At 70.2% G+C, this 20,077-nt stretch carries 20 protein-coding genes; 16 read left to right on the top strand and 4 right to left on the bottom strand.

Going from position 1 to position 20,077, the window contains the following annotated elements; genetic code table 11:
* Nucleotides 1-23 precede the first annotated feature (23 nt).
* The 10 genes from CBF90_RS11815 to CBF90_RS11860 all read left to right on the top strand — a co-directional run bounded on the left by CBF90_RS11815 (nucleotide 24) and on the right by CBF90_RS11860 (nucleotide 7,275).
* Nucleotides 24-1,037: an aldo/keto reductase family protein gene (locus CBF90_RS11815; protein ID WP_088380681.1), complete on the top strand. Its 1,014-nt coding sequence runs from the start codon at nucleotides 24-26 to the stop codon at nucleotides 1,035-1,037.
* 12 nt (nucleotides 1,038-1,049) lie between these two features.
* Nucleotides 1,050-1,541: an NUDIX domain-containing protein gene (locus CBF90_RS11820; RefSeq protein WP_023952678.1), complete on the top strand. Its 492-nt coding sequence runs from the start codon at nucleotides 1,050-1,052 to the stop codon at nucleotides 1,539-1,541.
* A gap of 48 nt (nucleotides 1,542-1,589) precedes the next feature.
* Complete coding sequence (locus tag CBF90_RS11825; RefSeq protein WP_023952676.1) at nucleotides 1,590-1,892, top strand: hypothetical protein; 303 nt, start codon at nucleotides 1,590-1,592, stop codon at nucleotides 1,890-1,892.
* A complete protein-coding gene (locus CBF90_RS11830) occupies nucleotides 1,889-3,127 on the top strand; it encodes a hypothetical protein (RefSeq protein WP_088380682.1) in 1,239 nt (412 codons plus the stop codon). Before CBF90_RS11825 ends, CBF90_RS11830 begins: the two co-directional genes overlap by 4 nt.
* 46 nt (nucleotides 3,128-3,173) lie before the next feature.
* Nucleotides 3,174-3,749 carry a hypothetical protein gene (locus CBF90_RS11835; RefSeq protein ID WP_088380683.1) on the top strand — a complete coding sequence of 192 codons (576 nt, stop codon included), beginning with the start codon at nucleotides 3,174-3,176 and terminating at the stop codon, nucleotides 3,747-3,749.
* A complete protein-coding gene (locus CBF90_RS11840; RefSeq protein ID WP_137749882.1) occupies nucleotides 3,746-4,594 on the top strand; it encodes a hypothetical protein in 849 nt (282 codons plus the stop codon). Before CBF90_RS11835 ends, CBF90_RS11840 begins: the two co-directional genes overlap by 4 nt.
* A complete protein-coding gene (locus tag CBF90_RS11845) occupies nucleotides 4,581-5,489 on the top strand; it encodes a hypothetical protein (RefSeq protein ID WP_141097156.1) in 909 nt (302 codons plus the stop codon). Before CBF90_RS11840 ends, CBF90_RS11845 begins: the two co-directional genes overlap by 14 nt.
* Before the next feature lie 53 nt (nucleotides 5,490-5,542).
* Entirely contained in the window at nucleotides 5,543-5,914 is a 372-nt protein-coding gene (locus CBF90_RS11850) for a hypothetical protein (protein ID WP_064956316.1), read from the top strand.
* A gap of 45 nt (nucleotides 5,915-5,959) precedes the next feature.
* The gene (locus CBF90_RS11855; RefSeq protein ID WP_023952665.1) at nucleotides 5,960-6,571 is read left to right on the top strand and encodes a hypothetical protein; all 612 of its coding nucleotides are present in this window, start codon (nucleotides 5,960-5,962) and stop codon (nucleotides 6,569-6,571) included.
* Nucleotides 6,572-6,672: 101 nt separating this feature from the next.
* On the top strand, nucleotides 6,673-7,275 hold the full coding sequence (locus CBF90_RS11860) for a hypothetical protein (protein ID WP_141097157.1): 603 nt from the start codon (nucleotides 6,673-6,675) through the stop codon (nucleotides 7,273-7,275).
* A 7-nt stretch (nucleotides 7,276-7,282) separates the two neighbouring features.
* On the opposite strand, the gene CBF90_RS11865 is transcribed toward CBF90_RS11860, so the two are convergent.
* On the bottom strand, nucleotides 7,283-7,813 hold the full coding sequence (locus CBF90_RS11865) for a ribonuclease H (protein WP_036304688.1): 531 nt from the start codon (nucleotides 7,811-7,813) through the stop codon (nucleotides 7,283-7,285).
* Between the two features lie 107 nt (nucleotides 7,814-7,920).
* On the opposite strand from CBF90_RS11865, the gene CBF90_RS11870 reads away from it, so the two are divergent.
* The 4 genes from CBF90_RS11870 to CBF90_RS11885 are packed head-to-tail and all read left to right on the top strand — an operon-like array spanning nucleotide 7,921 to nucleotide 12,258.
* Nucleotides 7,921-8,583, top strand: coding sequence for a GntR family transcriptional regulator (locus CBF90_RS11870; RefSeq protein ID WP_088380686.1), 663 nt, complete (start codon nucleotides 7,921-7,923; stop codon nucleotides 8,581-8,583).
* Nucleotides 8,580-10,100, top strand: a complete 1,521-nt coding sequence (locus CBF90_RS11875) for an MmgE/PrpD family protein (RefSeq protein WP_071918583.1) — start codon at nucleotides 8,580-8,582, stop codon at nucleotides 10,098-10,100. Before CBF90_RS11870 ends, CBF90_RS11875 begins: the two co-directional genes overlap by 4 nt.
* Entirely contained in the window at nucleotides 10,100-11,026 is a 927-nt protein-coding gene (gene prpB / locus CBF90_RS11880) for a methylisocitrate lyase (RefSeq protein ID WP_088380687.1), read from the top strand. The genes CBF90_RS11875 and prpB overlap by 1 nt, the downstream gene beginning before the upstream one ends.
* Before the next feature lie 41 nt (nucleotides 11,027-11,067).
* Nucleotides 11,068-12,258 carry a bifunctional 2-methylcitrate synthase/citrate synthase gene (locus CBF90_RS11885; protein ID WP_088380688.1) on the top strand — a complete coding sequence of 397 codons (1,191 nt, stop codon included), beginning with the start codon at nucleotides 11,068-11,070 and terminating at the stop codon, nucleotides 12,256-12,258.
* Nucleotides 12,259-12,296: 38 nt separating this feature from the next.
* On the opposite strand, the gene CBF90_RS11890 is transcribed toward CBF90_RS11885, so the two are convergent.
* Entirely contained in the window at nucleotides 12,297-16,082 is a 3,786-nt protein-coding gene (locus tag CBF90_RS11890; RefSeq protein WP_088380689.1) for a choice-of-anchor I family protein, read from the bottom strand.
* 119 nt (nucleotides 16,083-16,201) lie between these two features.
* Here CBF90_RS11890 and CBF90_RS11895 point away from each other — a divergent pair, with 119 nt between their 5' ends.
* Together CBF90_RS11895 and CBF90_RS11900 are read left to right on the top strand one after the other, a co-directional pair.
* Nucleotides 16,202-16,978, top strand: a complete 777-nt coding sequence (locus CBF90_RS11895; RefSeq protein WP_088380690.1) for an enoyl-CoA hydratase-related protein — start codon at nucleotides 16,202-16,204, stop codon at nucleotides 16,976-16,978.
* Nucleotides 16,979-16,987: 9 nt separating this feature from the next.
* Complete coding sequence (locus tag CBF90_RS11900) at nucleotides 16,988-17,917, top strand: cytochrome b/b6 domain-containing protein (RefSeq protein WP_242435666.1); 930 nt, start codon at nucleotides 16,988-16,990, stop codon at nucleotides 17,915-17,917.
* Nucleotides 17,918-17,966: 49 nt separating this feature from the next.
* Here the strand turns inward: CBF90_RS11900 and CBF90_RS11905 are convergent, their stop codons facing one another.
* The gene (locus CBF90_RS11905) at nucleotides 17,967-19,352 is read right to left on the bottom strand and encodes an HNH endonuclease signature motif containing protein (protein ID WP_219817644.1); all 1,386 of its coding nucleotides are present in this window, start codon (nucleotides 19,350-19,352) and stop codon (nucleotides 17,967-17,969) included.
* A 213-nt stretch (nucleotides 19,353-19,565) separates the two neighbouring features.
* Nucleotides 19,566-20,072 (bottom strand): GNAT family N-acetyltransferase, encoded by a 507-nt coding sequence (locus tag CBF90_RS11910; RefSeq protein ID WP_023952650.1) that lies wholly within the window; start codon nucleotides 20,070-20,072, stop codon nucleotides 19,566-19,568.
* Nucleotides 20,073-20,077: the final 5 nt, after the last annotated feature.

Below are 20,077 nucleotides of genomic sequence, written 5' to 3' on the forward strand. Positions count from 1 at the left end.
CCACCGGGAGGTAGCGTTTTCCCATGGTTGAGTATCGCTACCTCGGCAACAGTGGATTCAAGGTCTCGGAGATCACGTACGGCAACTGGGTGACGCATGCGTCGCAGGTGGAGAACGACGCGGCCATCGCGACCGTCCACAAGGCGCTGGACCTCGGCATCACCTCGTTCGACACCGCGGACGCTTACGCGAACACGGCAGCGGAGGTCGTCCTCGGCGATGCGCTGAAGGGCCAGCCCCGCGAGACGCTCGAGATCTTCACCAAGGTGTACTGGCCGACCGGCCGCAAGGGCCCGAACGATCAGGGGCTTTCGCGCAAGCACATCTTCGACAGCATCAACGGATCGCTCCGCCGTCTCGGCGTCGACTACGTCGACCTCTACCAGGCGCACCGGTACGACTACGAGACGCCGCTGGAAGAGACGATGCAGGCCTTCGCCGACATCGTCCGCCAGGGCAAGGCGCTCTACATCGGCGTCAGCGAGTGGACCGCCGAGCAGCTGCGCGAGGGGCACGCCCTGGCGAAGCAGCTCGGTTTCCAGCTCGTGTCGAACCAGCCGCAGTACTCGGCGCTGTGGCGCGTCATCGAGGGCAAGGTCATCCCCACCTCGCAGGAGCTCGGCATCTCGCAGATCGTCTGGTCGCCGCTCGCGCAGGGCGTCCTGACCGGCAAGTACCAGCCCGGTCAGCCCGTGCCCGAGGGGTCGCGCGCGACCGACGAGAAGAGCGGCGCGAACTTCATCAAGCGCTTCTTGAACGACGAGGTGCTCACGGCCGTCCAAAAGCTGAAGCCGATCGCCGACGAGGCGGGCCTCACCGTCGCGCAGCTCTCGCTCGCGTGGGTGCTCCACAACGAGAACATCGCGGCGGCGCTCGTCGGCGCCTCGCGCCCGGAGCAGCTCGAGGACACCGTCAAGGCCTCGGGCCTCAAGCTCGAGCAGTCGGCGTACGACGCGATCAACGACGCCCTCGCCGGCGTCGCGGTGACCGACCCGGCCGAGACCGACAACGTCTCGCCGAAGACGCGCCCGGCCTGATCCGGGCTGATCGTGGTCACGACGAGCGCCGGCATCCTGCCCTACCGCATTGCTGCGGACGGCACGGTGTCGGCGCTCGTCGCACACATGGGCGGGCCGTTCTGGTCGGCCAAGGATGCCGGAGCCTGGTCGATCGTCAAGGGCGAGTACGACCCCGACCGCGAGGCGGCGCTGGACGCGGCCCGCCGCGAGTTCCGCGAAGAGCTCGGGCTCGAACCGCCCGAGGGCGAGTACGCCGAGCTGGGCACCTTCTCGTACTCGTCGGGCAAGCGCATCACGGTGTTCGTCGTCGACGGCGCCGATCTCGACGTCTCGGGTGCGGTTTTCGGGGAGTTCGAGATGGAGTGGCCGCCGCGGTCAGGGCGTACGGCATCCTTTCCGGAGGTCGACCGCGTCGAGTGGGTCGACCTCGGCCGCGCCCGCGAGCTGCTCGTGAAGGGTCAGCGACCGGCCCTCGACCGGCTCGACCAACTCCTGGATGGGGAGAACTCCCCATCGCCGTGACCGCCCGAGTGTTCCTATGCTGTTCCACGACAACCTGGGGGGACCGCAATGGCCGACGGCGTAGACATTCCGCTCGACTCGATGCAAGCGCTCAGCGATGCGCTGAGCGACATCATCGCCGAGTTCGAGGACGCCGGCTCGCGCACCGGTGACCTGGTGGGTGCGATCGGCAACCCCCAGGGCGACAGTCGTCTCGCCCGTGCCGCCGAGGACTTCGAGTCCGAGTGGGACGACAAGCGCGAGACCCAGCGTCGCAACCTCGAAGAGATGAAGAAGCGCCTCGACGACGCCCGCGAGGGCTGGGAGCAGGCCGATCTGGAACTCGCGCAGAGCATGGAGTCCGCCGAATGACCGAGAACTCGTTCATCTACTCCCGCGAGGAGATGCCCTCGACGCCGGGTCGTCGGCGGGTGCGCAAGATCGAGGGTGATCCCGGTGCGATCAGCGCACGGGCTGCCGACATCGAGTCGCTCGGCGACAAGATGGCTCGTGCGGCGGCGACCCTTGAGCGGTTCGCCGACGGCACCGTGGGCCGTGGCGAGTCGTTCGAGGCGGTCCGCGAGCAGGCGAAGGAGGTCTACGAAGACCTGCAGACGGCGGCTCGCCGGTACCGCCCCAGTGGCACCGCGCTGGCGGCGTATGCGACCGCGCTCAGCACCGTCCAGGCCGACAGCGACTGGCGGGTCGACGGAGCGAACCGGACGTGGCCCGAGGTCAACGAGGCATCGCGCGCCCTGAGCGGTGCGGAGTCCGACCAGCACGAGTTCGACACCCAGGAACGTCTGCATCCCGACGTCGAGCAGACCGGCACGCGGCCCAGCACCGCCGGCGCGCAGGCAGCGTTCGATGCCGCGGTGTCGTCGTGGGAGGCCTACTGGGGAACCTACGACGCGCCTGTCGAGACATGGGAGTCGGCCTACGACACGGCCGTCAACAGCCTCGAGCGCACGAACGCCGACGGCGTGTCCGACAGCTTCTGGGACAACTCGATGCCGTTCGTCGAGGCCATGCTCGACGTTCTGCTCGTCGTCGGCGTGATCTTGCTCGTGGTCGCTTTCCTCGTGACCGGCCCACTTGCATTGCTTGCCGGTGTGCTGGCCGCAGTGGCTGGAGTGCTGAGCCTTCTCGGCGAGATCGCCAAGCTGAACGCCGGGCGCGGTGACTGGCAGAGCGTCGCACTCGCCGCCGTCGGCATCATCCCCTTCGGCAAGCTCGCCAAGCTGGGGGACCTCGCTCAATTCGCGGGGGCAGGCGCCCGGTTCCCGCGGCTCAGCGGTGCATTTCGTCTCGGCGGGAGCGAGTTCGCCGACCTCCATACGTCACTGAACCAGTTCCTCACCAGACGCATCCCCGATCTATTCACCGTGCACGGCCTGAACTCGCAGAATCTCATGCGGGTCGTGAACATGCCCGCCTACCTCGCGCAGGGCAATCGCTGGGTCGGCGGGTGGAGGGCTGGGTGGAACGCCCTCGCTGGCAACCCGACAAACCTGCCGGAGGCTCTCGGCGGCTCTATCGACGTGATGCTCGACGTCATCGGGATCGCCAAGGATGGTAGCGAACGTCTCACCTCGCTCGCGCGATAAGCTCGGCAGCTGTACCGCGTTCGGTCGTCCGCCGGGGGAGGCTGACATGTCATCGCATGTTTCCGAGATAGTCCTGCGCGCTGACCCCGCGATCTGGAGTCCCGTGCCCCACGCTCACGCGGAGGTAAACAATTGGATCGCCGCCCGGGTGGCCAGCGCCCCGGCAGATACTGCTAGACATGTCGAGGACGCCGCCCGGCTTGCGCTCTATGCAACGCTCGGCAGCGAGCTCAGCCTCGCGCTGCTGCTCACCGTGCCATCGTCGGGGATCTACGGAATGCTGGGGGTGCTCGGGGTCGCCGGTGCCCCCGCGCCCTCGAATGCGGAGGAAGCGCGCGATGTCGCCGAAGCGCTGCTCCCTTCGCCTTGGGGCGCGGAGATGTTAGCGGTGGATCTCGGCACCGCCCGTGGGTGGCGTGCGACCGTGCTGGACCCGGTTCAGCGCGACGACGATGGCGTCGCCCTGCCGCAGACCGTGTCGACGGCATACGTCTTGGACGTCGATGGTCGCTGTGTCGTCGCTGCACTCTCGCCGCTCGCACCCCCTGCGGCGGCTGCGGCTCAGGTGCTGGCGCAGCGCGCGCTCTCGACTATCGACGTATCCGAAAGGTCTGAGGTATGACAGATACGCAGCTGATGGCGCAGCTCGCCGCCGTGCGCGCGGAGATCGCGCCGGCACTGCCCCGGAACGTGGAACCGCACATCGTCGAACTCGCGGCTTTCAGCGCCGTTGGCGAGCGCGAGCTCGCGCTAAGAGTGTGGCACGAAGCTCGCGAGGCGGCGGAGGAGGCTCGTCGCGCGATGCGACGTCGTCTGCGCGAACGGCACGGCGCGAGACACCCGGGCGGGTGGCCGCTCACGGTGCTGTTCGTCGGTGCGCTGTGCGCGGCGGTGGCGGCCGCCCTCGCCAGCGGCGTCCGGTTCGACCCGGAAGACACGGCGACCGTCACCGTCGTGCTCGCAGGTGTCGCGGCCGCGACCTGCGTCGTCGTCATGGTCGCGGCCCGCGGGCGCGCCCTCAACCGCGCAGTCATCCGCATACATGGTGTTGTCACAGTCGGCCTCCTCGCAACAGCGGCTTTCGCGATGAGCCGGGACTCCGGTCCGCTGACGCCGGCTGTGCTCATCGCTGCTTTCGTCGGGGTCGTTGGATTCGTCATCGTGCTCGTTGCCCGGGCGCGCAACGCCGCAGACACCGAGGCTGTCGACACCGCGGCGAACGTTGGGCTTGCCGAGACGCTGCCCGAGGTGGAGGCGGTATCGCTGCGGCTGCGCTCCGAGGTCTCGGCCGCCCTGCCGCCCGAGCGTGCACGCCGAATCGTGGAGCTGCGGACCGCGACGCTCGAGGGGCTCTCGGCGCAAGGCATCTTGATCGAGCCCGTCGATTCCCGGACTCCCGCGGGCGGAGTGATCATCGATGCCATGCTCGCCGCCTGGGTTCCGGACGTCATGAATGACGAGATCTGACTGCGCTGACGTGAACGCGGTGTCGGACGAGCAGGTCGAGACGCTGGTCGCGCGCGCCAAGCCCCGCGTCGAGTCGGCCATGGCCCTCCCGCAGTTCACACCCGGCATGGCCGAGGTCAACGTGTTCGATGTCGCCGGCCAACGGGCCGTGGCCGATTGCGCGTCGGACGCGGTTCGCGACCTCGGCTCCGAAGCGGTGCGGCGGGCCAAGAGCGGACTCGTCCGCGATTTCGGCGCGCGTAATCCCGAGCGCGGCTGGATCGGTTTCGCGATGTTCCTCTCCGTCGTGGCGAGCGTGCTGGCGGCCGCCTTCGCGTCGGGCATCCGGTCCGATCCGGCTGACGTGGCGATCGTGGCCACCATCCTCGCCGTGGTCGGCGCCCTCGCGAACGCGATCTCACTCGCGGCCTCGAGGCTGCGACCGCTGAACCGGTTCGTCCTGCGCATGCAGCTCGTGACCTGCGTCGCCCTGGCGGCCGCGGTGGCGCTGAGCTTCTCCCATGGGCTCGTCTGGCCGGCTACGGCGCAACTCGTGTGCCTGATCGTCACGGTCATCGTGGGCCTCGTCATCGTCGCCGTGCGCCGGCGCGACGCCGAGGCGACCGAAGAGATCGACCTCTGCGTCGAGCGCGCCTATCTGAGCGCCATCGACGAGGTGGAGGCGGGGGCGCGCGAAGCGCAGCAACGGCTGAATGCCGAACTCGATCCAGGCGCCGCTGCGGTGATCCTGCGCGTCCGCACGGTGCTGTTCGCCGACCTCGGCAAACGGAATGCCGCTCTCGCCGCGTTCGACCCGTCCGCACCGGTCGGTTCGGCGCTCATCGCCGCGAAGACCGACCCGGATCGCTGGCTTCCGGCTGCGCTCGCCAAGACGCGGAAGCGGCCGGCCCGCTAGTCCTCACCGGTGCCCGCCACGGTGCGACGCACCCGGGCGGGTGGCCGCTCGCCGTGCTGTTCGTGGGAGCGCTGTGCGCGGCCGTGGCCGCCGCTCTCGGCCGCGGTGCGCGCTTCGAACCCGACGACATGGCGACGGCGACCGTCGGGCTTCTCGTGGCGGCCGGCTTCACGATGAGCCGGGATGCCGGACACTCGACGCCGGTGGTGATCGTCGCGGCTGTCGTCGGGGTCGTCGGGTTCGTCGTCGCGCTCGGGCCCGCGCGTGCGCGCCGCATCGTCGAGCTGCGTACGGCGACGCTCGCTGCACTCGCCGCGGAGGGCATCGCGCTCGAGCCCATCGATCCGCACGTGCCGGCCGGCGGCGTGATCATCGACGCTCTGCTGGCCTCGTGGATCCCCGAGGTGGTGCGCGATGCGATCTGACACAGCCGGCTCGATAGGCTGGCACCCCCGACGGAAGGAAACCCCATGTCGCTGCGCGCGGAGCTGATCGGTGAGACCGTGAGCGAGCCGTCGTTCGCGGTGCTCCTGCCCACCGGCTGGGAGGCTCACACGCCCGACTTCGCATCGGTGGATGAGCGTGTCGACGCTGCCGTCGCGGCGCTCCCGGTCGCTTCCCGAGGTGCGGTGCTGGCGGCGCTGCGCGAGACGGTGGCTTCGGCCCGTGCCGAGGCGACGCGTGCCGACATCATCCGGGTCTTCTCGCCGTCGCAGGCCGGCGAGGACGACGCGATCCCGGTCTCGCTCGTCGCCTCGTGGCTCATCGCACCCGCGGGTGCAACGGCATCCGATCTGGGGGCGACGATGGTGCAGCGCTACCGGGCACGGCCGCTCGACGAGCGCGGGACGATCCTGAAGTGGTCTGCGGCGAAGACCTCCACGATCGAGGGTGCGGAGGTGCGCACTGCAGGTCACGGCTATCTCATCCGCGTGCCCGACGAGCAGAAGCGAGCGCTCGTCTTCCGATCGACGATCCTCCAGCGTGTGGACGGCACCGAGATCCCCGACGACGGCATCGATGCGATGGAGCTCGTCTGCGACGCGATCGTTGCGAGCGTGCGCTGGAGGAAGCGCGCCTGACGGTGACGGACGAAGAGTCGATCAGAGTCGCATCCGAAGCCGCGCGTCGCAACGTACGCGGAAGCCTCGGTTCGCGGTCATTCCACCCGCGCGACGCGGAGATGCTGGTATTCGACGCCGCCGGTCAGCGGGCGCACGCTGTGGAGATCTGGCACGCCGCTCGCGCGATCGGCGAGGAAGGCAACAAGTCGGCCCGCGCCGAGCTGCGCCGCCGCTACGGCGGTCGGGCGCCGGGCGTCGGGTGGAACGGGTGGGTGCTGGTGTTGGCTGCGATCTGCGCCGCCCTGGCGCTCGTCATGTCTACGGGCTTCCGTGTTCCCGCGGAGAACCTGGAGGGGGTCGTCGTCGCGTTGAGTGTCGCCGCTACCGTCCTGATTGCGATGACACTCGTCGGCGCGGCAGCGCTCACGCTCGGTCGCGGCGCCGCCATCGTCGCGTCGGCGGCGCTCGTCGCTCTGGCCGCGCTGGCCACGGTGCAGGACCGAGCGGCCGACCTCCAGCGGCAGACCGCCGACCGGCTGGGCCCTGAGCTTGCGGCCGCGATCGTGCGGATCCGCACTGCGGCGTCCGCCGAGGCGCCCGTCTCGCCCCACGGTCTCGATCTGGCGCGCTACGACGATGCGGTTCCCGCCGGTGGCGTGATCATCAGCGACTTCGCGGACCCCCGGGTCTGGCTGCCCCGCGCCCTCGCCGACAAGCTGTGACTCAGGGTCAGCGCTTCTTCTTCGGCGCCTCCGAGACGTCCAGCTTCTCGTGCAGCCCGCCGAGCGATGACCAGGCACTGGCGGTGCCCTTCGCAGCGTGCTCGGCGCCGCGCACGGCTCGCTCGTCGGCCCACTCGTTCAGGACGTGGCCGCGGTGTCCCCGGACGTGCTCGAGGATGACGTCGGGCAGGCCGCGCGCACGGCGGGCGTCGCGGGCGGCGATGAGCTGCTCGAGGATGTCGCGGTTCTTCGTCGGCGCGCCGGTCGAGGTCTTCCAGCCACGGCGGCGATGGCCGTCCATCCACGATGCGTACGTGTCGATCGCGTACTTGGAGTCGGCCTGAACGACGAGCTCGCGGACGTCGGGGTGGTCCTCGATCGCCTTGAGCAGACCGAGGAGCTCGCCGATGTTGTTCGTGCCCTGCGGGATCGCTCCGGCGGCCCAATGGCCGTCCTCGCCGACCCAGGCCCAGCCGGTCGGTCCGGGATTGCCCTTGCAGGCGCCGTCGGTGGCCACGGTGTATCGGTCGGAACTCACTCGGGCAAGGGTACCCGGGGCCCGGCTTGATGCGATTTCTGTATACGTTCACGTTGGATTCCGGTGATTTGGGCCCGTTTGCGTGCTCTTGTGTATACAATCGCCGCATGGCGGCCGAGGGTGGAGCACGAGCGGGAGAGCGCGCGTACGCCGCTCTGCTGACCGAGATCCAGAACGGCGACCTCGCGCCCGGCGCGGTGCTCGGCGAGGTGGAGCAGGCGACCCGGCTGGGCGTCAGCCGCACGCCGCTGCGCGAGGCCCTGCGGCGGCTCGCGGCCGACGGCCTCGTGCGTCAGGCCTCGCCGCGGGTGACGGTCGTCGCCGACATCGATCGCGACGACATCCGATCGCTCTTCGAGGTGCGGCGTGCGCTGGAAGAGACCGCCGCACGGCTCGCGGCACCCCGGGGCGACGCCGCGCTGTTCGCCGAACTCGCCGCGGCGTTCGAGCGCACGGCGCAGCCTGAGGCGCCAGCCGCGGGCGACCCGGACGCGTACTACGCGCTCATCGCACGCTTCGACGCCGCCCTCGACGACGCGGCCGGCAATGCCTACCTGACGTCGGCGCTGACGAAGGTTCGCGCTCACCTCGTGCGGGTCCGGCGCCTCGCGCGCGACAACCCCGCGCGGCTCGCCGCGTCGATCGGGGAGCACCGGCTCATCGCGAGCGCGATCGCCGCCCGCGACGCCGACCTCGCGGCCCACGCGACCCATGTCCACCTGCACAACGCCCTGACCAGCATCCTCGACTCCCTGGAGGCATCCGCATGACCGTCAGCCATCACGTCCGCGTCCACCGCAGCGACGAGGAGCTCGCACGCGAGGACCAGCTCGCCTGGAAGATCGCGGAGGTCGCCGTCGACCCCGTCGAGGTCGAGCCCGAGGTCGTCGACATGATCGTGAACCGCATCATCGACAACGCCGCCGTGGCAGCGGCATCGCTCACCCGGGCGCCCGTCAGCTCGGCCCGCGCGCAGGCGCTCGACCACCCGGTCTCGCGGGGCGGCGCGGGGGCGAGCGTGTTCGGCGTGACCGACCGCACGAGCCCCGAGTGGGCCGCGTGGGGGAACGGCGTCGCGGTGCGCGAGCTCGATTACCACGACACCTTCCTCGCCGCCGACTACTCGCACCCCGGCGACAACATCCCGCCGATCCTCGCGGTCGCTCAGCACGTCGGTGCCGACGGCGCGGCGCTCGTGCGGGGCCTCGCGACCGGGTACGAGATCCAGATCGACCTCGTGCGGGCCATCTGCCTGCACAAGCACAAGATCGACCACGTCGCCCACCTCGGGCCTTCGGCCGCCGCCGGCATCGGCACGCTGCTCGGGCTCGACACCCCGACGATCTACCAGGCGGTCGGCCAGGCGCTGCACACGACGACGGCGACCCGCCAGTCGCGCAAGGGCGAGATCTCGACCTGGAAGGCGCACGCGCCCGCGTTCGCCGGCAAGCTCGCGGTCGAGGCCGTCGACCGCGCGATGCGCGGCGAGACGAGCCCGAACCCGATCTACGAGGGCGAGGACGGCGTCATCGCGTGGCTGCTCGACGGACCGGACGCCGCCTACACCGTGCCGCTGCCGGCGCCGGGGGAGGCCAAGCGCGGCATCCTCGACTCGTACACGAAGGAGCACTCGGCCGAGTACCAGGCGCAGGCGTGGATCGACCTCGCCCGCAAGCTCCACGGCGAGCACCCCGAGCTGCGCGACCCGGCGAACGTCGAGAGCATCGTCCTGCACACGAGCCACCACACGCACTACGTCATCGGCTCGGGCGCGAACGACCCGCAGAAGTACGACCCGACCGCGTCGCGCGAGACGCTCGACCACTCCATCCCGTACATCTTCGCGGTCGCGCTGCAGGACGGCGGGTGGCACCACGTCGACTCGTATACGCCCGAGCGCGCGGCCCGCCCCGACACGATCGCCCTGTGGCGGCGGATCACGACGGCCGAGGATGCCGAGTGGACCCGGCGCTACCACTCGGAGGATCCGGCCGAGAAGGCCTTCGGCGGGCGCGTCGAGATCCGGATGGCCGACGGCTCGACGATCATCGACGAGATCGCCGTCGCCGACGCCCACCCGCTCGGGGCCCGGCCGTTCGCCCGCGAGGACTACATCCGCAAGTTCCGGATCCTCGCCGAGCCCGTCCTCGAACCGGCCGAGATCGAGCGCTTCCTCGACCTCGCCCAGCGCCTGCCCGAGCTCACAGCTGACGAGGTGCGCGAACTGAACATCGTCGCGCGCGAGGGAGTCATCGCGTCGGCACCGAACCCGCGGGGGCTGTTCTGATGCTGTATTCGCAGACCACGGCGGCCGACAAGCGCCGCGTGCTGCGGGAACGACTCGCGAGCGGTGAGACGCTGCGCTTCCCGGGAGCATTCAACCCGCTCTCGGCCCGGCTCATCGAGCAGCACGGCTTCGACGGCGTGTACGTCTCGGGCGCGGTCATCGCGGCAGACCTCGGGCTCCCCGACGTCGGTCTCACCACGCTCAGCGAGGTCGCCGGACGCGGACAGCAGATCGCGCGGATGACCGAGCTTCCGGCGATCATCGACGCCGACACGGGGTTCGGCGAGCCGATGAACGTCGCCCGTACGATTCAGACGCTCGAGGATGCCGGGCTCGCGGGATGCCACATCGAGGACCAGGTCAACCCCAAGCGATGCGGGCATCTCGACGGGAAGAGCGTCGTCGACGAGAACACGGCGGTGGGCCGCATCCGGGCTGCCGTCGATGCCCGGCGCGACGCGAACTTCCTCATCATGGCGCGCACCGACGTGCGGGCGATCGAGGGGATGGATGCCGCGGTCGACCGCGCCCGCGCGCTCGTCGACGCCGGGGCCGACGCGATCTTCCCCGAGGCGATGCGCGACCTCGCGGAGTTCGAGGCGATGGCGTCGGCCGTCGACGTGCCGATCCTGGCGAATATGACCGAGTTCGGGAAGTCGGAGCTGTTCACGGTGGACCAGCTGCGCGACGCGGGCGTGCGGATCGTCATCTGGCCGGTCTCGCTGCTGCGCATCGCGATGGGTGCGGCGGGCCGCGCGCTCGACGAGCTCACGACGGCCGGGAACCTGACCGCGAAGCTCGGCGAGATGCAGCACCGCGCCGACCTGTACGACCTCGTCGACTACGAGGGCTACACGCGATTCGACTCGTCGGTCTTCGACTTCACCCTGTCCACTCGCCAGAATGAGTCGATCGACCGGGGCTGAGACCCGCAGATTCTGGCTACTCGACGGAGAGGGAACAGAACATGACCGAGCAAGAAATCCGCAAGGGGCTCGTGGGGGTCGTCGCCGATGTGACGGCGATCTCGAAGGTGAATCCGGAGACGAACTCGCTGCTCTACCGGGGCTACCCGGTGCAGGAGCTCGCGGCGACCCAGCCGGTCGATGCCGTGGCGCATCTGCTGTGGCACGGCGAGCTGCCGACCGGCGACCAGCTCGCCGAGCAGCGCCGACGGGCTCGGCCGCACCGTGCGCTGCCGCCGGAGCTGCGTGAGGCGATCGACCGGATGCCGGTGGACGCGCACCCGATGGACGAGGTGCGGACCGCCGTGAGCGTTCTCGGCGCTCTCGACACCGCCGGCGCGGCATCCGTTCTCGAGGCGGTGGGGACGCCCGAGCGCAACCGCGAGCGAAGCCTGCGCCTGTTCGCGGTGCTGCCCGCGGTCGTCGCCTACGGGCAGCGTCGCCGTCGGGGGCTCGAGATCGTCGAGCCGCGCGACGATCTCGACGACGCGGCGAACTTCCTGTGGATGACTTTCGGTGAGGAGCCCGATCCGGTCGTGGTCGACGCGTTCAACCGGTCGCTGATCCTCTATGCCGAGCACTCGTTCAACGCCTCGACCTTCACGGCGCGGGTCATCGCGTCGACGCTCAGCGACCTGTACTCCGCGGTGGTGGGCGGGATCGGGGCGCTGAAGGGGCCGCTGCACGGCGGCGCCAACGAGGCCGTGATGCACGTCTTCGACGAGATCGGGGATGCCGCCGCCGTCGAGGCCTGGCTCGACCGGGCGCTCGCCGAGAAGCGCAAGATCATGGGGTTCGGTCACCGCGTCTACAAGCGCGGCGATTCGCGGGTGCCGACGATGAAAGCGGCGCTGGACGCGCTGGTCGCCCACTACGACCGCCCGGATGTCGCGGAGCTCTACGACGCCCTCGAGCGCGAGTTCACCGGCCGCAAGGGCATCTACCCGAACCTCGACTACCCGTCGGGGCCGGCGTACAACCTCATGGGGTTCGACACCGTCACCTTCACGCCGCTGTTCGTCGCGGCCCGCGTGGTCGGCTGGACGGCGCACATCATGGAGCAGTACGCCGCCAACGCGCTCATCCGCCCGCTGTCGGCGTACGACGGCCCCGCCGAGCGGCACGTCGACGGATACGTCGCGGACGAGGCCGAGGTCGAGGCAGCAGAGCGCCCCGAGGAAGCCGCCGGCTGACGACTTCCTCGGGGCTGGCCCGGGCCGATTCGGGCTGGTCAGGCGGCTCGGCGGCGACGCGCGGCGACCAGCAGGCCACCGAGCGCGAGGGCGAGGACGCCCGCCACCGCGAACCCGATCGGGGCGGTCCCGCCGGTGACGGCGATCGTGCCCGCAGGCGCGGCGGCCGTCACCGTGACGCCGACCTCGATCGGCGCGAGCGAGCCCGACGTCACGACGAGGCGGTGCGCGCCGACCTCGAAGTCCCGCGGGATCGCGATCGAGAACGCCGTGCGGCCGGAGGCGTCGGCTGCGGGGATGCCGCTGACGACGATCGGCTCGCTGAACAGCGTCGCGGCGACCCGCTGCCCCGGCTCGAGGCCCGTCACCGTCACGGCGAGCGTGCCGCCCTGCGCGACGGTGCCGCTGCCGAGCTCGACGGTCGCCCACGGCTGTGCGGGCTCGGTGGGCTCGCCGGGCTCGCCGGGCTCGCCGTCACCGGGCGCGCCGGGCCCGGGGAAGCCCGGCTGCTCGGCCGGCGGCTGCTCGCCGGCGAGGTAGGCGCGGTTCGCCGGTGCGGGTGAGACCGGGCCGACGGCGGCGAAGAACTCCACGGTCGCCTGCAGGTCGACCTGGCCCGAATCCGCCGTGCCGGTGCCCGTCGCGAAGGTGCCGAAGTTGTCGCCGCCGCCCGCGAGGAACGAGTTGGTGACGGCGCGGATCTTCGTGGTGGTGTCGTCGAGCGCGAGCTGCTCACCGTTCAGCTGCATCGAGCGGATGTGCGAGCCACGCGTCGCCTCGGGGTCGTATTCGAACGTGAAGCCCTTCGACACGCCCATCGCGAGCTTGGGGCGCGACGCTCCTGCCGGCTGCCACTGCTCCTCGAGCACCTGCTTGATCTGTGCCGGGGTGAGCTCGAGCGTGACCAGGGTGTTCGCGAACGGCTGGACGTTGGCGACCTCCCGGTACGACACGGCGCCGTTGTCGTCGCCGAGCATCAGGTCGGCGCGCAGGCCGCCCGGGTTCATGAACGCCACCTCGGCGTCGCGCCCGCCGTAGGCGGGGTTCTGCGACGTGGCCCACAGGTAGACGTCGGCGACGGTGTTGCCGAGCGTCGAGTGCACGCCGCGGTCCTCCGAGCCCGACGCGGTCTTGCCGCGCAGGATGTCGGCGGTGATCGAGCCGACCTGCACGCGGCCCTTCTCGTCCGCGATGCGCACCGCGTTCGCGACGACCTGGGCCGTCTCGGTGTCGGGGTAGGCGATGTACTGGCCGACGGTCGTGTCGTACAGCGACACGGTACCGGGGGTGATCGACGCGAGGTCGCCGGCATCCGTGAGCTCGATGTCGAGCGAGCCCAGCGTCGTGCCGTACTGGTGAGCCTGGATCACCGGGCGGCCGCCGATCTCGCACGCGTACCTCTGGTGCGTGTGAGCGGAGACGATCGCGTCGATGTCGTCGGACGCGCCGCGGACGAGGTCGCCGAAGTCGCCGGTCTCGGTCGCGATCGCGGCGCAGTCCGAGCCGGCGGATCCCTCGTGAGCGAGAAGAACCACGACATCGGCGCCGTCGTCGACCGCCGCGGACGCGGCATCGTTGGCCGATGCGACCTGGTCGCGGAACTCGATGCCCGCGATGCCCTGCGGGCTCACCATGCCCGCGGTCTGCTCGGTCACGGTGCCGACGAAGGCGACCTTCGTGCCGTCGACCTCCCTGATCGTGTAGGGCTTGAGGGCGTGCTCATCGGTGCCCTTCACGAAGACGTTCGCGCCGAGTGCGAGGTCGCTGAACGCGTCGGCATCCGCGTCGCCCTCGTAGCGGGGGATGACGCGGTCGATGAGGTCGGCGAACCCGCGGTCGAACTCGTGATTGCCCACCGCGCTCGCGTCGAGTCCCGCGGTGCGCAGGGCGTCGATCGTCGGGCTATCGGCGTCGATGAACGATTCGAACGCCGATGCGCCGATGTTGTCGCCCGCCGAGACGAACAGCGTGTTCGGGTTCTGCCGACGGAACGACTCCACGGCCCCCGCCAGCACCGCGGCGCCCGCCACGCCGTTCGACTCCGGCACGAGACGGCCGTGGAAGTCGTTGATCGTCAGGATGCGGATGTCGGGCTGCGTCACCGGCGCGCCGCCGACGAGCTGCTCGATGCCGTAGACCGTCGTGCTGCCCGACACCTCGTTGCCGACGACGAGGAGAGCCTGTCCCGAGGGTGAGCGGTGCGCCGGGATGAACTGGATGCCCTCCGGGCCGAGGTCGCCCGCAGCCGGCGCGTCGGCGGCGGCGCTGAAGTCGCGGTTGTTGACGTACGTGACGTAAGCCGGTGCCTTCGGGTCCGTGATGTCGTAGACGATGACGCCGCCGACGCGCTCGAAGCCGATGAAGGCGTACGTGCGGCCGCCGACCGTGCCGATCGACAGGTTCTCGGGCTCGGGGCCCTTGTCATCGCTGCGTCCCTCGAGGTTGGCCTCGGTGTGGTTCGAGTTGACGTACTCGGGCACGACGCGCGCGAGGATCTGCTCGAACTGATCGCCGGAGTCGAACACCAGCGAGCCGTCGGTGCCCCAGATCGAGAACGAGCGCCCGCCGAAGGAGAACAGCTCGTCGTAGCAGCTGCCGTCCGCGCGCAGACCGTCCTCGATCGTGACGTTCAGACGTCCGAGGGCTGCATCGCCGAGCTGCGCCGCGAGGGGGGAATCGGCGCAGACGGCCGGGAGCCCCTTCTTGCCGAGGTCCTTCACACGGACGGCCTCCGCGTAGTCGCCCCACTCGCGGGCGTCACCCTCGTTGGCGGTGACGAGGTAGGTCGTGGCCTTGCCGCCCGCCGTGGCCGAGTACGACTGGATGCCGTCGGGCATGTAGACGCCCTTCAGGCCGGCGTAGGTGGCGATGTTGATCGCGCCGTCCTTATCGCTCGCGTCGAGCCCGTTGCCGGTCGCGCCGTGATCCTTGAACCCGAGCGGGACGACCTTGGTGACCTCGGCCTTGGCGAGGTCGACGACGGCGATCGCGTTCGCCTCCTGGAGCGCCGCGTAAGCGGTCGTGCCGTCGACGGTGATGTACTCGGGCTCGAGGTTGCGGCTGACACGGTTGGCGTCGAGGGGCTTGTCTCCCTGGTCCGGTGCCGCGACGTCCGGTCCGAACACGCGCACGCCGGCCGGAAGCGTCTTCGAGCCGCCGGGCTCGAACGCGCCGAAGCCCGCGGTGCGCACGGCCGCCTGCGCGGGAGCCGAGACGGTCTTGGGAAGCGCGACGACACCGACGGATCCTTCCGGGTCGACCGAGAAGTCGCCGGCGGGCTCGCCCTCGTTCGCGACGACCGCGTACGCGCCGTCCTTCGAGATCGTGACCATATCAGGCAGGGCGCCGACGGTGACCGAGCCGAGGCGAGCGGATGCCGCGTCGCCGGCGTTCGCGTCGAAGAAGACCAGTGACCCGTTCGCGGTCTTGTCCTCGGCCTCGAAGGCCACGACGCCGAGACCGTCGTCGCGGATCGCGAGGGAGTTCGCCGTGCCGGCATCGGCGATGGTGAACAGCTCGACCGGCGTGGTCGGGTCGTTGTTGTCGAGCACCGTCACCGAGCCGGCCTGCGCGTTGACGACGTAGAGGCGGTCGCGGTACGACTGCACGATCTCGGCGGCCGACTCGTCGAAGACGCCGGTCTCGTGCGTGCCGATCGGCGTCAGTGCGAGTGCGGCACCGGGAGCGGAGTCGGTGATCGGTTCGCTGACGATCGCGGCGGATGCCGTGGTGAGCGGCGTCAGCGCCAGCGTGCAGGTGAGTGCGGCCGTCGCGACGGCGGCGAGCGTGCGGGGAACCGTGCGGCTCCGGGCAGGCGAAGGCATAGGTGTCCTCTGGTCGGGTGAACGGGTGCAGGTCGTGAGTACTCTCCGCACGTGTCCGGCATGTGAATGCCCGGCAACCGATCGGAGACGCGCGGAGAGGCGCGTGGCACGATGAGGGGATGAGCGACTACACGACCATCGTCAGCGAGACGCGAGGGCGCGTCGGCTGGCTGACACTGAACCGACCGGAGGCGTTGAACGCCCTGAACTCGACGCTGGTCGCCGAACTCGCCGACGCGGCCATGGCGTTCGACCGCGACGAGGCGATCGGCGCGATCGTCGTGACCGGCTCGGAGCGGGCGTTCGCGGCCGGCGCGGACATCAAGGAGATGGCGGGCAAGAGCGCCCGCGACATGTCCATGGAGAACCCTTTCGCGGCGCTGGAGGACTTCGCGCGGGTGCGTACCCCCGTCGTCGCCGCGGTTGCCGGGTTCGCGCTCGGCGGCGGGTGCGAGCTGGCGATGATGTGCGACATCGTGCTGGCCGCCGACACCGCGGTGTTCGGGCAGCCCGAGATAGATCTCGGCGTCATTCCGGGCATCGGCGGGACGCAGCGGCTGACGCGCGCCGTCGGCTACTACAAGGCCGCGGAGCTCGTGCTGACCGGACGTCGGATGCCGGCGGAGGAGGCGGAGCGCGCCGGACTCGTATCTCGTGTGGTTCCGGCGGCGCAGCTGCTCGAGCAAGCCGGTGCCGTCGCCGAACGGATCGCATCGCGATCGCTGCCGGTCGCCTATGCGGCGAAGCAGGCGCTGCGCGCCTCGCAGGAGACGAGCGCCGCTGAAGGGCTGCGCCTCGAGCGCACGCTCTTCGCGTCGTTGTTCGCGCTCGAGGACCAGAAGGAAGGCATGGCCGCCTTCGCCGAGAAGCGCGCCCCCGACTTCCGCCACCGCTGACCCGCCGCGGTGTTGGTCGAACGCGGGGCCGCCGCACGCCGGCGGGTGACGGTGATCGTGGCCGCCGGCGTCGCACTGGTGCTCGCGGCCGCGGGAGCCGTCGCGTTCGCCCGCTGGGCGCTGAGCCTCGATGCGATGCGTGGGTTCGTCGAGCGGTACCCGGGCGCATACCCGCTGCCGGCGGGGGCGCCGGTCGGGATTCCGCCGTGGCTCGCCTGGCAGCACTTCTTCAACGCCTTCCTGATGGTGCTGATCATCCGCACGGGTCTGCAGGCGCGGAAGGAGAAGCGTCCCCGGGTGTTCTGGTCGCCGCGGGGCAGGCCGAAGCGCCGGACGAGCCTCACGATCTGGTTCCACCAGGCGCTCGATGTGCTCTGGATGGGCAATGGCGTCGTGTTCGTGATCCTGCTCTTCGCGACCGGACAGTGGATGCGCATCGTGCCGACGAGCTGGGAGGTCGTGCCGAACGCGGTCTCGGCGGCGTTGCAATACGTGTCGCTCGATTGGCCGACGGAGAACGGCTGGGTCAACTACAACAGCCTGCAGCAGCTCGCCTACGCCACGACGGTGTTCGTCGCTGCTCCGCTCGCGGTCGCCACCGGTGCGCGCCTCAGCACCGTCTGGCCGCGTGGTGACGGGAGGCTCAACCGTCTGTATCCGATCGAGTGGGCGCGACGCCTGCACGTGCTGGTGATGCTCTTCTTCGTCGTCTTCATCGTGACCCATGTCGCTCTCGTCCTGGCCACGGGAGCGCTTCGCAACCTCAATCACATGTATGCCGCGCAAGGGTCGGCCGACCCGGCGGCGTACGCCGACAACTGGACCGGGTTCTGGCTCTTCGTGCTGTCGCTCGGCGTCATCGTCGGCGCGTGCGTCGCCGCTCGCCCCGCTGTCCTCGTACCGATCGCACGATTGTTCGGCACGACCATCACCCGTTGACGCGCGCGGATGCCGCGCGGTGTCGCAGCCCTGACCGTCTCGGCCGCCGTCAGAAGGGAGCCGCGTCATCCTGCGGTGGTCCGCCGGTTCCGGCATCCGGTGGCGGATCGGCGGTGTCGATCGTGAAGCACACCGCCGGTATGGGGACGTCTTCGCGGTACAACCGACCGAGGGGTGAGGTCCATTCCAGGACTCCACCGCCGACCTGCCTGACCTCCCACTTCGTGAACTGCTTCATCGAATGATGCCGCTGGCAGAGGTGGGCGAGGTTGAAGATGTGGGTGTGCCCGCCCAGGGCGTGATCGATGGTGTGATCCAGTTCGCACCGGATCGCGGCACGGCGGCATCCCGGGAAACGGCAGTGCTGGTCACGGGCCATGAGGAGTTTCTTCATCGACGCGGTGGGCCGGTACGTGTCGATCTCGACCGGGGTGCGGGTGACGGGGTCGATGAAGAGTCGGTCCCACTCCGACACCCGCCCGGCGAGCTCACGCGCCGTGCCGGCATCGACAAGCCCCGCGCCCACGGCTTCGGCGGGGTTCTCGTCCTTGCCCATCAGCGTCTCCGCCGTGACGGCGACTTGCACGCGTGCGCGGATCGCCCCGAGCCCACCGGCCCGGTCGGTCCCATAAGTGGGGTCGACGACGGGCGCGCCGCCGAGGACGAGGTCTCCGAGGATGTCGGCCCGCAGCTGATCCATCGTCCGCGTATCGGCGGGCTCCTCCGCCCCGGCAACATCCTCGCGACCCGCCCCGGCGCCACCAGCGCCCGCCGACCGGGCGTCCTTGACGGACTGCCCCATCTGCGTGAGCCGGTCGAGCATCCCCGCGGCGATGACCGTCGGAAGGTTCGCGACGAGGTTCGACATCCCGTCCGTCCCGTGGAACACCCGCACGCACCGCTCCGCTGCCGCGGTCTTGTGGCGTTCGGTGAACGCCTGCGGGTGAAGCCGGGCCGCGAGAGCTTCCAGCGTGCCTCGCACCCGCGACGGCACATCCCGCTCACACACAGCGATCGCGGCCTCCGCGTACGCCGACCGCACCTCGTCCGGCACCCCCGCGCCGACCCGCACGACCACATCGACGTGGCCGCGTTCGATCCGCCGCTGCACCCACGCGTCGAACACCGCGGGGTAGTCATCGATGGCCGTCATCGCGTGGTCGATCTCACCCTGCAGGCGACGATCCGTCAGCCGCGCCATCCCCGCTGCTTCGGCTGCGACCGAGCGCAGCTCCATGTCCGACGCCATCCCACGAACCCCATCACGGCGCGCGTCGTGCAGCGCGGCGTGGCCCAGATCGGCCAGCGCTCGGGTGCGGGCGACGTCGGCGGCGTGGGAGAGCTCGAGCGCCTCGGCATACCGCGAGAAAGCGAGCGCCTGCGATGGCACGGGGGTTTCGCGTCCCACTTCGCCACCCAGGCCATTCGCTGTCATGTTCCCATCATGACAGTGGGGTACGACATTCGAATCGAACGTAAGTTCGAATGTTGGTAACTCGCTACTGAGCTCGACGGGGGACGAGGGGCGCCGGTCACGCCGAACAGCCGACGCCGAGCAGCCGAGGCCGCTAGCCGAGGCCGAATAGCCAGTCGAGGCGAGTCAGCTCGCCGAAGCCTCGCGACCTAGCCGAGCGGGGCGAACTCCGACTCAGCGGACGAAACGGACCTCGGTCAGCGTTTCGCCGAGGAACGGCTCGGTGTGCGTCTGCCCGTCGAGCGTGAAGCCGTTGCGCTCGTAGAAGCGGTGCGCGCGGGGGTTGTCCTCCGCGACCCACAGGTAGACGCCCTCGTCCTTCTCGACGGCGGCGTCGAAGAGGCGCTGGCCGATGCCGGTGCCGTGCCACGCGTCGAGGAGGTAGATGAAGTAGAGCTCGCGCATCCGAGGGGCGTCGCGATCGCGAGCCGGGCCCGACCCCACGAAACCGACGATCTCGCCGCGGACGAGCGCGGCGTGCATCCGGAAGTCCTCTCCCTGTGCGGCCCAGTGCGTCCACAGCTCGGCGAGACGTCGCGGCGACACGCTCTGGAGCGCGGCGGTGCTGATGAGGTGGTCGTACGTCTCGTGCCAGCAGGTGGCGTGCACGCGCCCGAGGGCTTCGGCGTCGACATCCCGCACCGGACGGACGACGATGTCGGTCTGCAGTTCGGCTTCCATGGCCA

The sequence above is a fragment of the Microbacterium sp. AISO3 genome (assembly GCF_002204305.1).
Taxonomy (GTDB): Bacteria; Actinomycetota; Actinomycetes; order Actinomycetales; family Microbacteriaceae; genus Microbacterium; species Microbacterium arborescens.

Coding starts and splice junctions, on each gene's coding strand:
- CBF90_RS11890 (WP_088380689.1), bottom strand. CDS start 16,082: ATGCCTTCGCCTGCCCGGAGCCGCACGGTTCCCCGCACGCTCGCCGCC.
- CBF90_RS11845 (WP_141097156.1), top strand. CDS start 4,581: ATGACGAGATCTGACTGCGCTGACGTGAACGCGGTGTCGGACGAGCAG.
- CBF90_RS11875 (WP_071918583.1), top strand. CDS start 8,580: ATGACCGTCAGCCATCACGTCCGCGTCCACCGCAGCGACGAGGAGCTC.
- CBF90_RS11815 (WP_088380681.1), top strand. CDS start 24: ATGGTTGAGTATCGCTACCTCGGCAACAGTGGATTCAAGGTCTCGGAG.
- CBF90_RS11855 (WP_023952665.1), top strand. CDS start 5,960: ATGTCGCTGCGCGCGGAGCTGATCGGTGAGACCGTGAGCGAGCCGTCG.
- CBF90_RS11840 (WP_137749882.1), top strand. CDS start 3,746: ATGACAGATACGCAGCTGATGGCGCAGCTCGCCGCCGTGCGCGCGGAG.
- CBF90_RS11885 (WP_088380688.1), top strand. CDS start 11,068: ATGACCGAGCAAGAAATCCGCAAGGGGCTCGTGGGGGTCGTCGCCGAT.
- CBF90_RS11910 (WP_023952650.1), bottom strand. CDS start 20,072: ATGGAAGCCGAACTGCAGACCGACATCGTCGTCCGTCCGGTGCGGGAT.
- CBF90_RS11835 (WP_088380683.1), top strand. CDS start 3,174: ATGTCATCGCATGTTTCCGAGATAGTCCTGCGCGCTGACCCCGCGATC.
- prpB (WP_088380687.1), top strand. CDS start 10,100: ATGCTGTATTCGCAGACCACGGCGGCCGACAAGCGCCGCGTGCTGCGG.
- CBF90_RS11905 (WP_219817644.1), bottom strand. CDS start 19,352: ATGACAGCGAATGGCCTGGGTGGCGAAGTGGGACGCGAAACCCCCGTG.
- CBF90_RS11860 (WP_141097157.1), top strand. CDS start 6,673: ATGCTGGTATTCGACGCCGCCGGTCAGCGGGCGCACGCTGTGGAGATC.
- CBF90_RS11870 (WP_088380686.1), top strand. CDS start 7,921: ATGGCGGCCGAGGGTGGAGCACGAGCGGGAGAGCGCGCGTACGCCGCT.
- CBF90_RS11895 (WP_088380690.1), top strand. CDS start 16,202: ATGAGCGACTACACGACCATCGTCAGCGAGACGCGAGGGCGCGTCGGC.
- CBF90_RS11825 (WP_023952676.1), top strand. CDS start 1,590: ATGGCCGACGGCGTAGACATTCCGCTCGACTCGATGCAAGCGCTCAGC.
- CBF90_RS11830 (WP_088380682.1), top strand. CDS start 1,889: ATGACCGAGAACTCGTTCATCTACTCCCGCGAGGAGATGCCCTCGACG.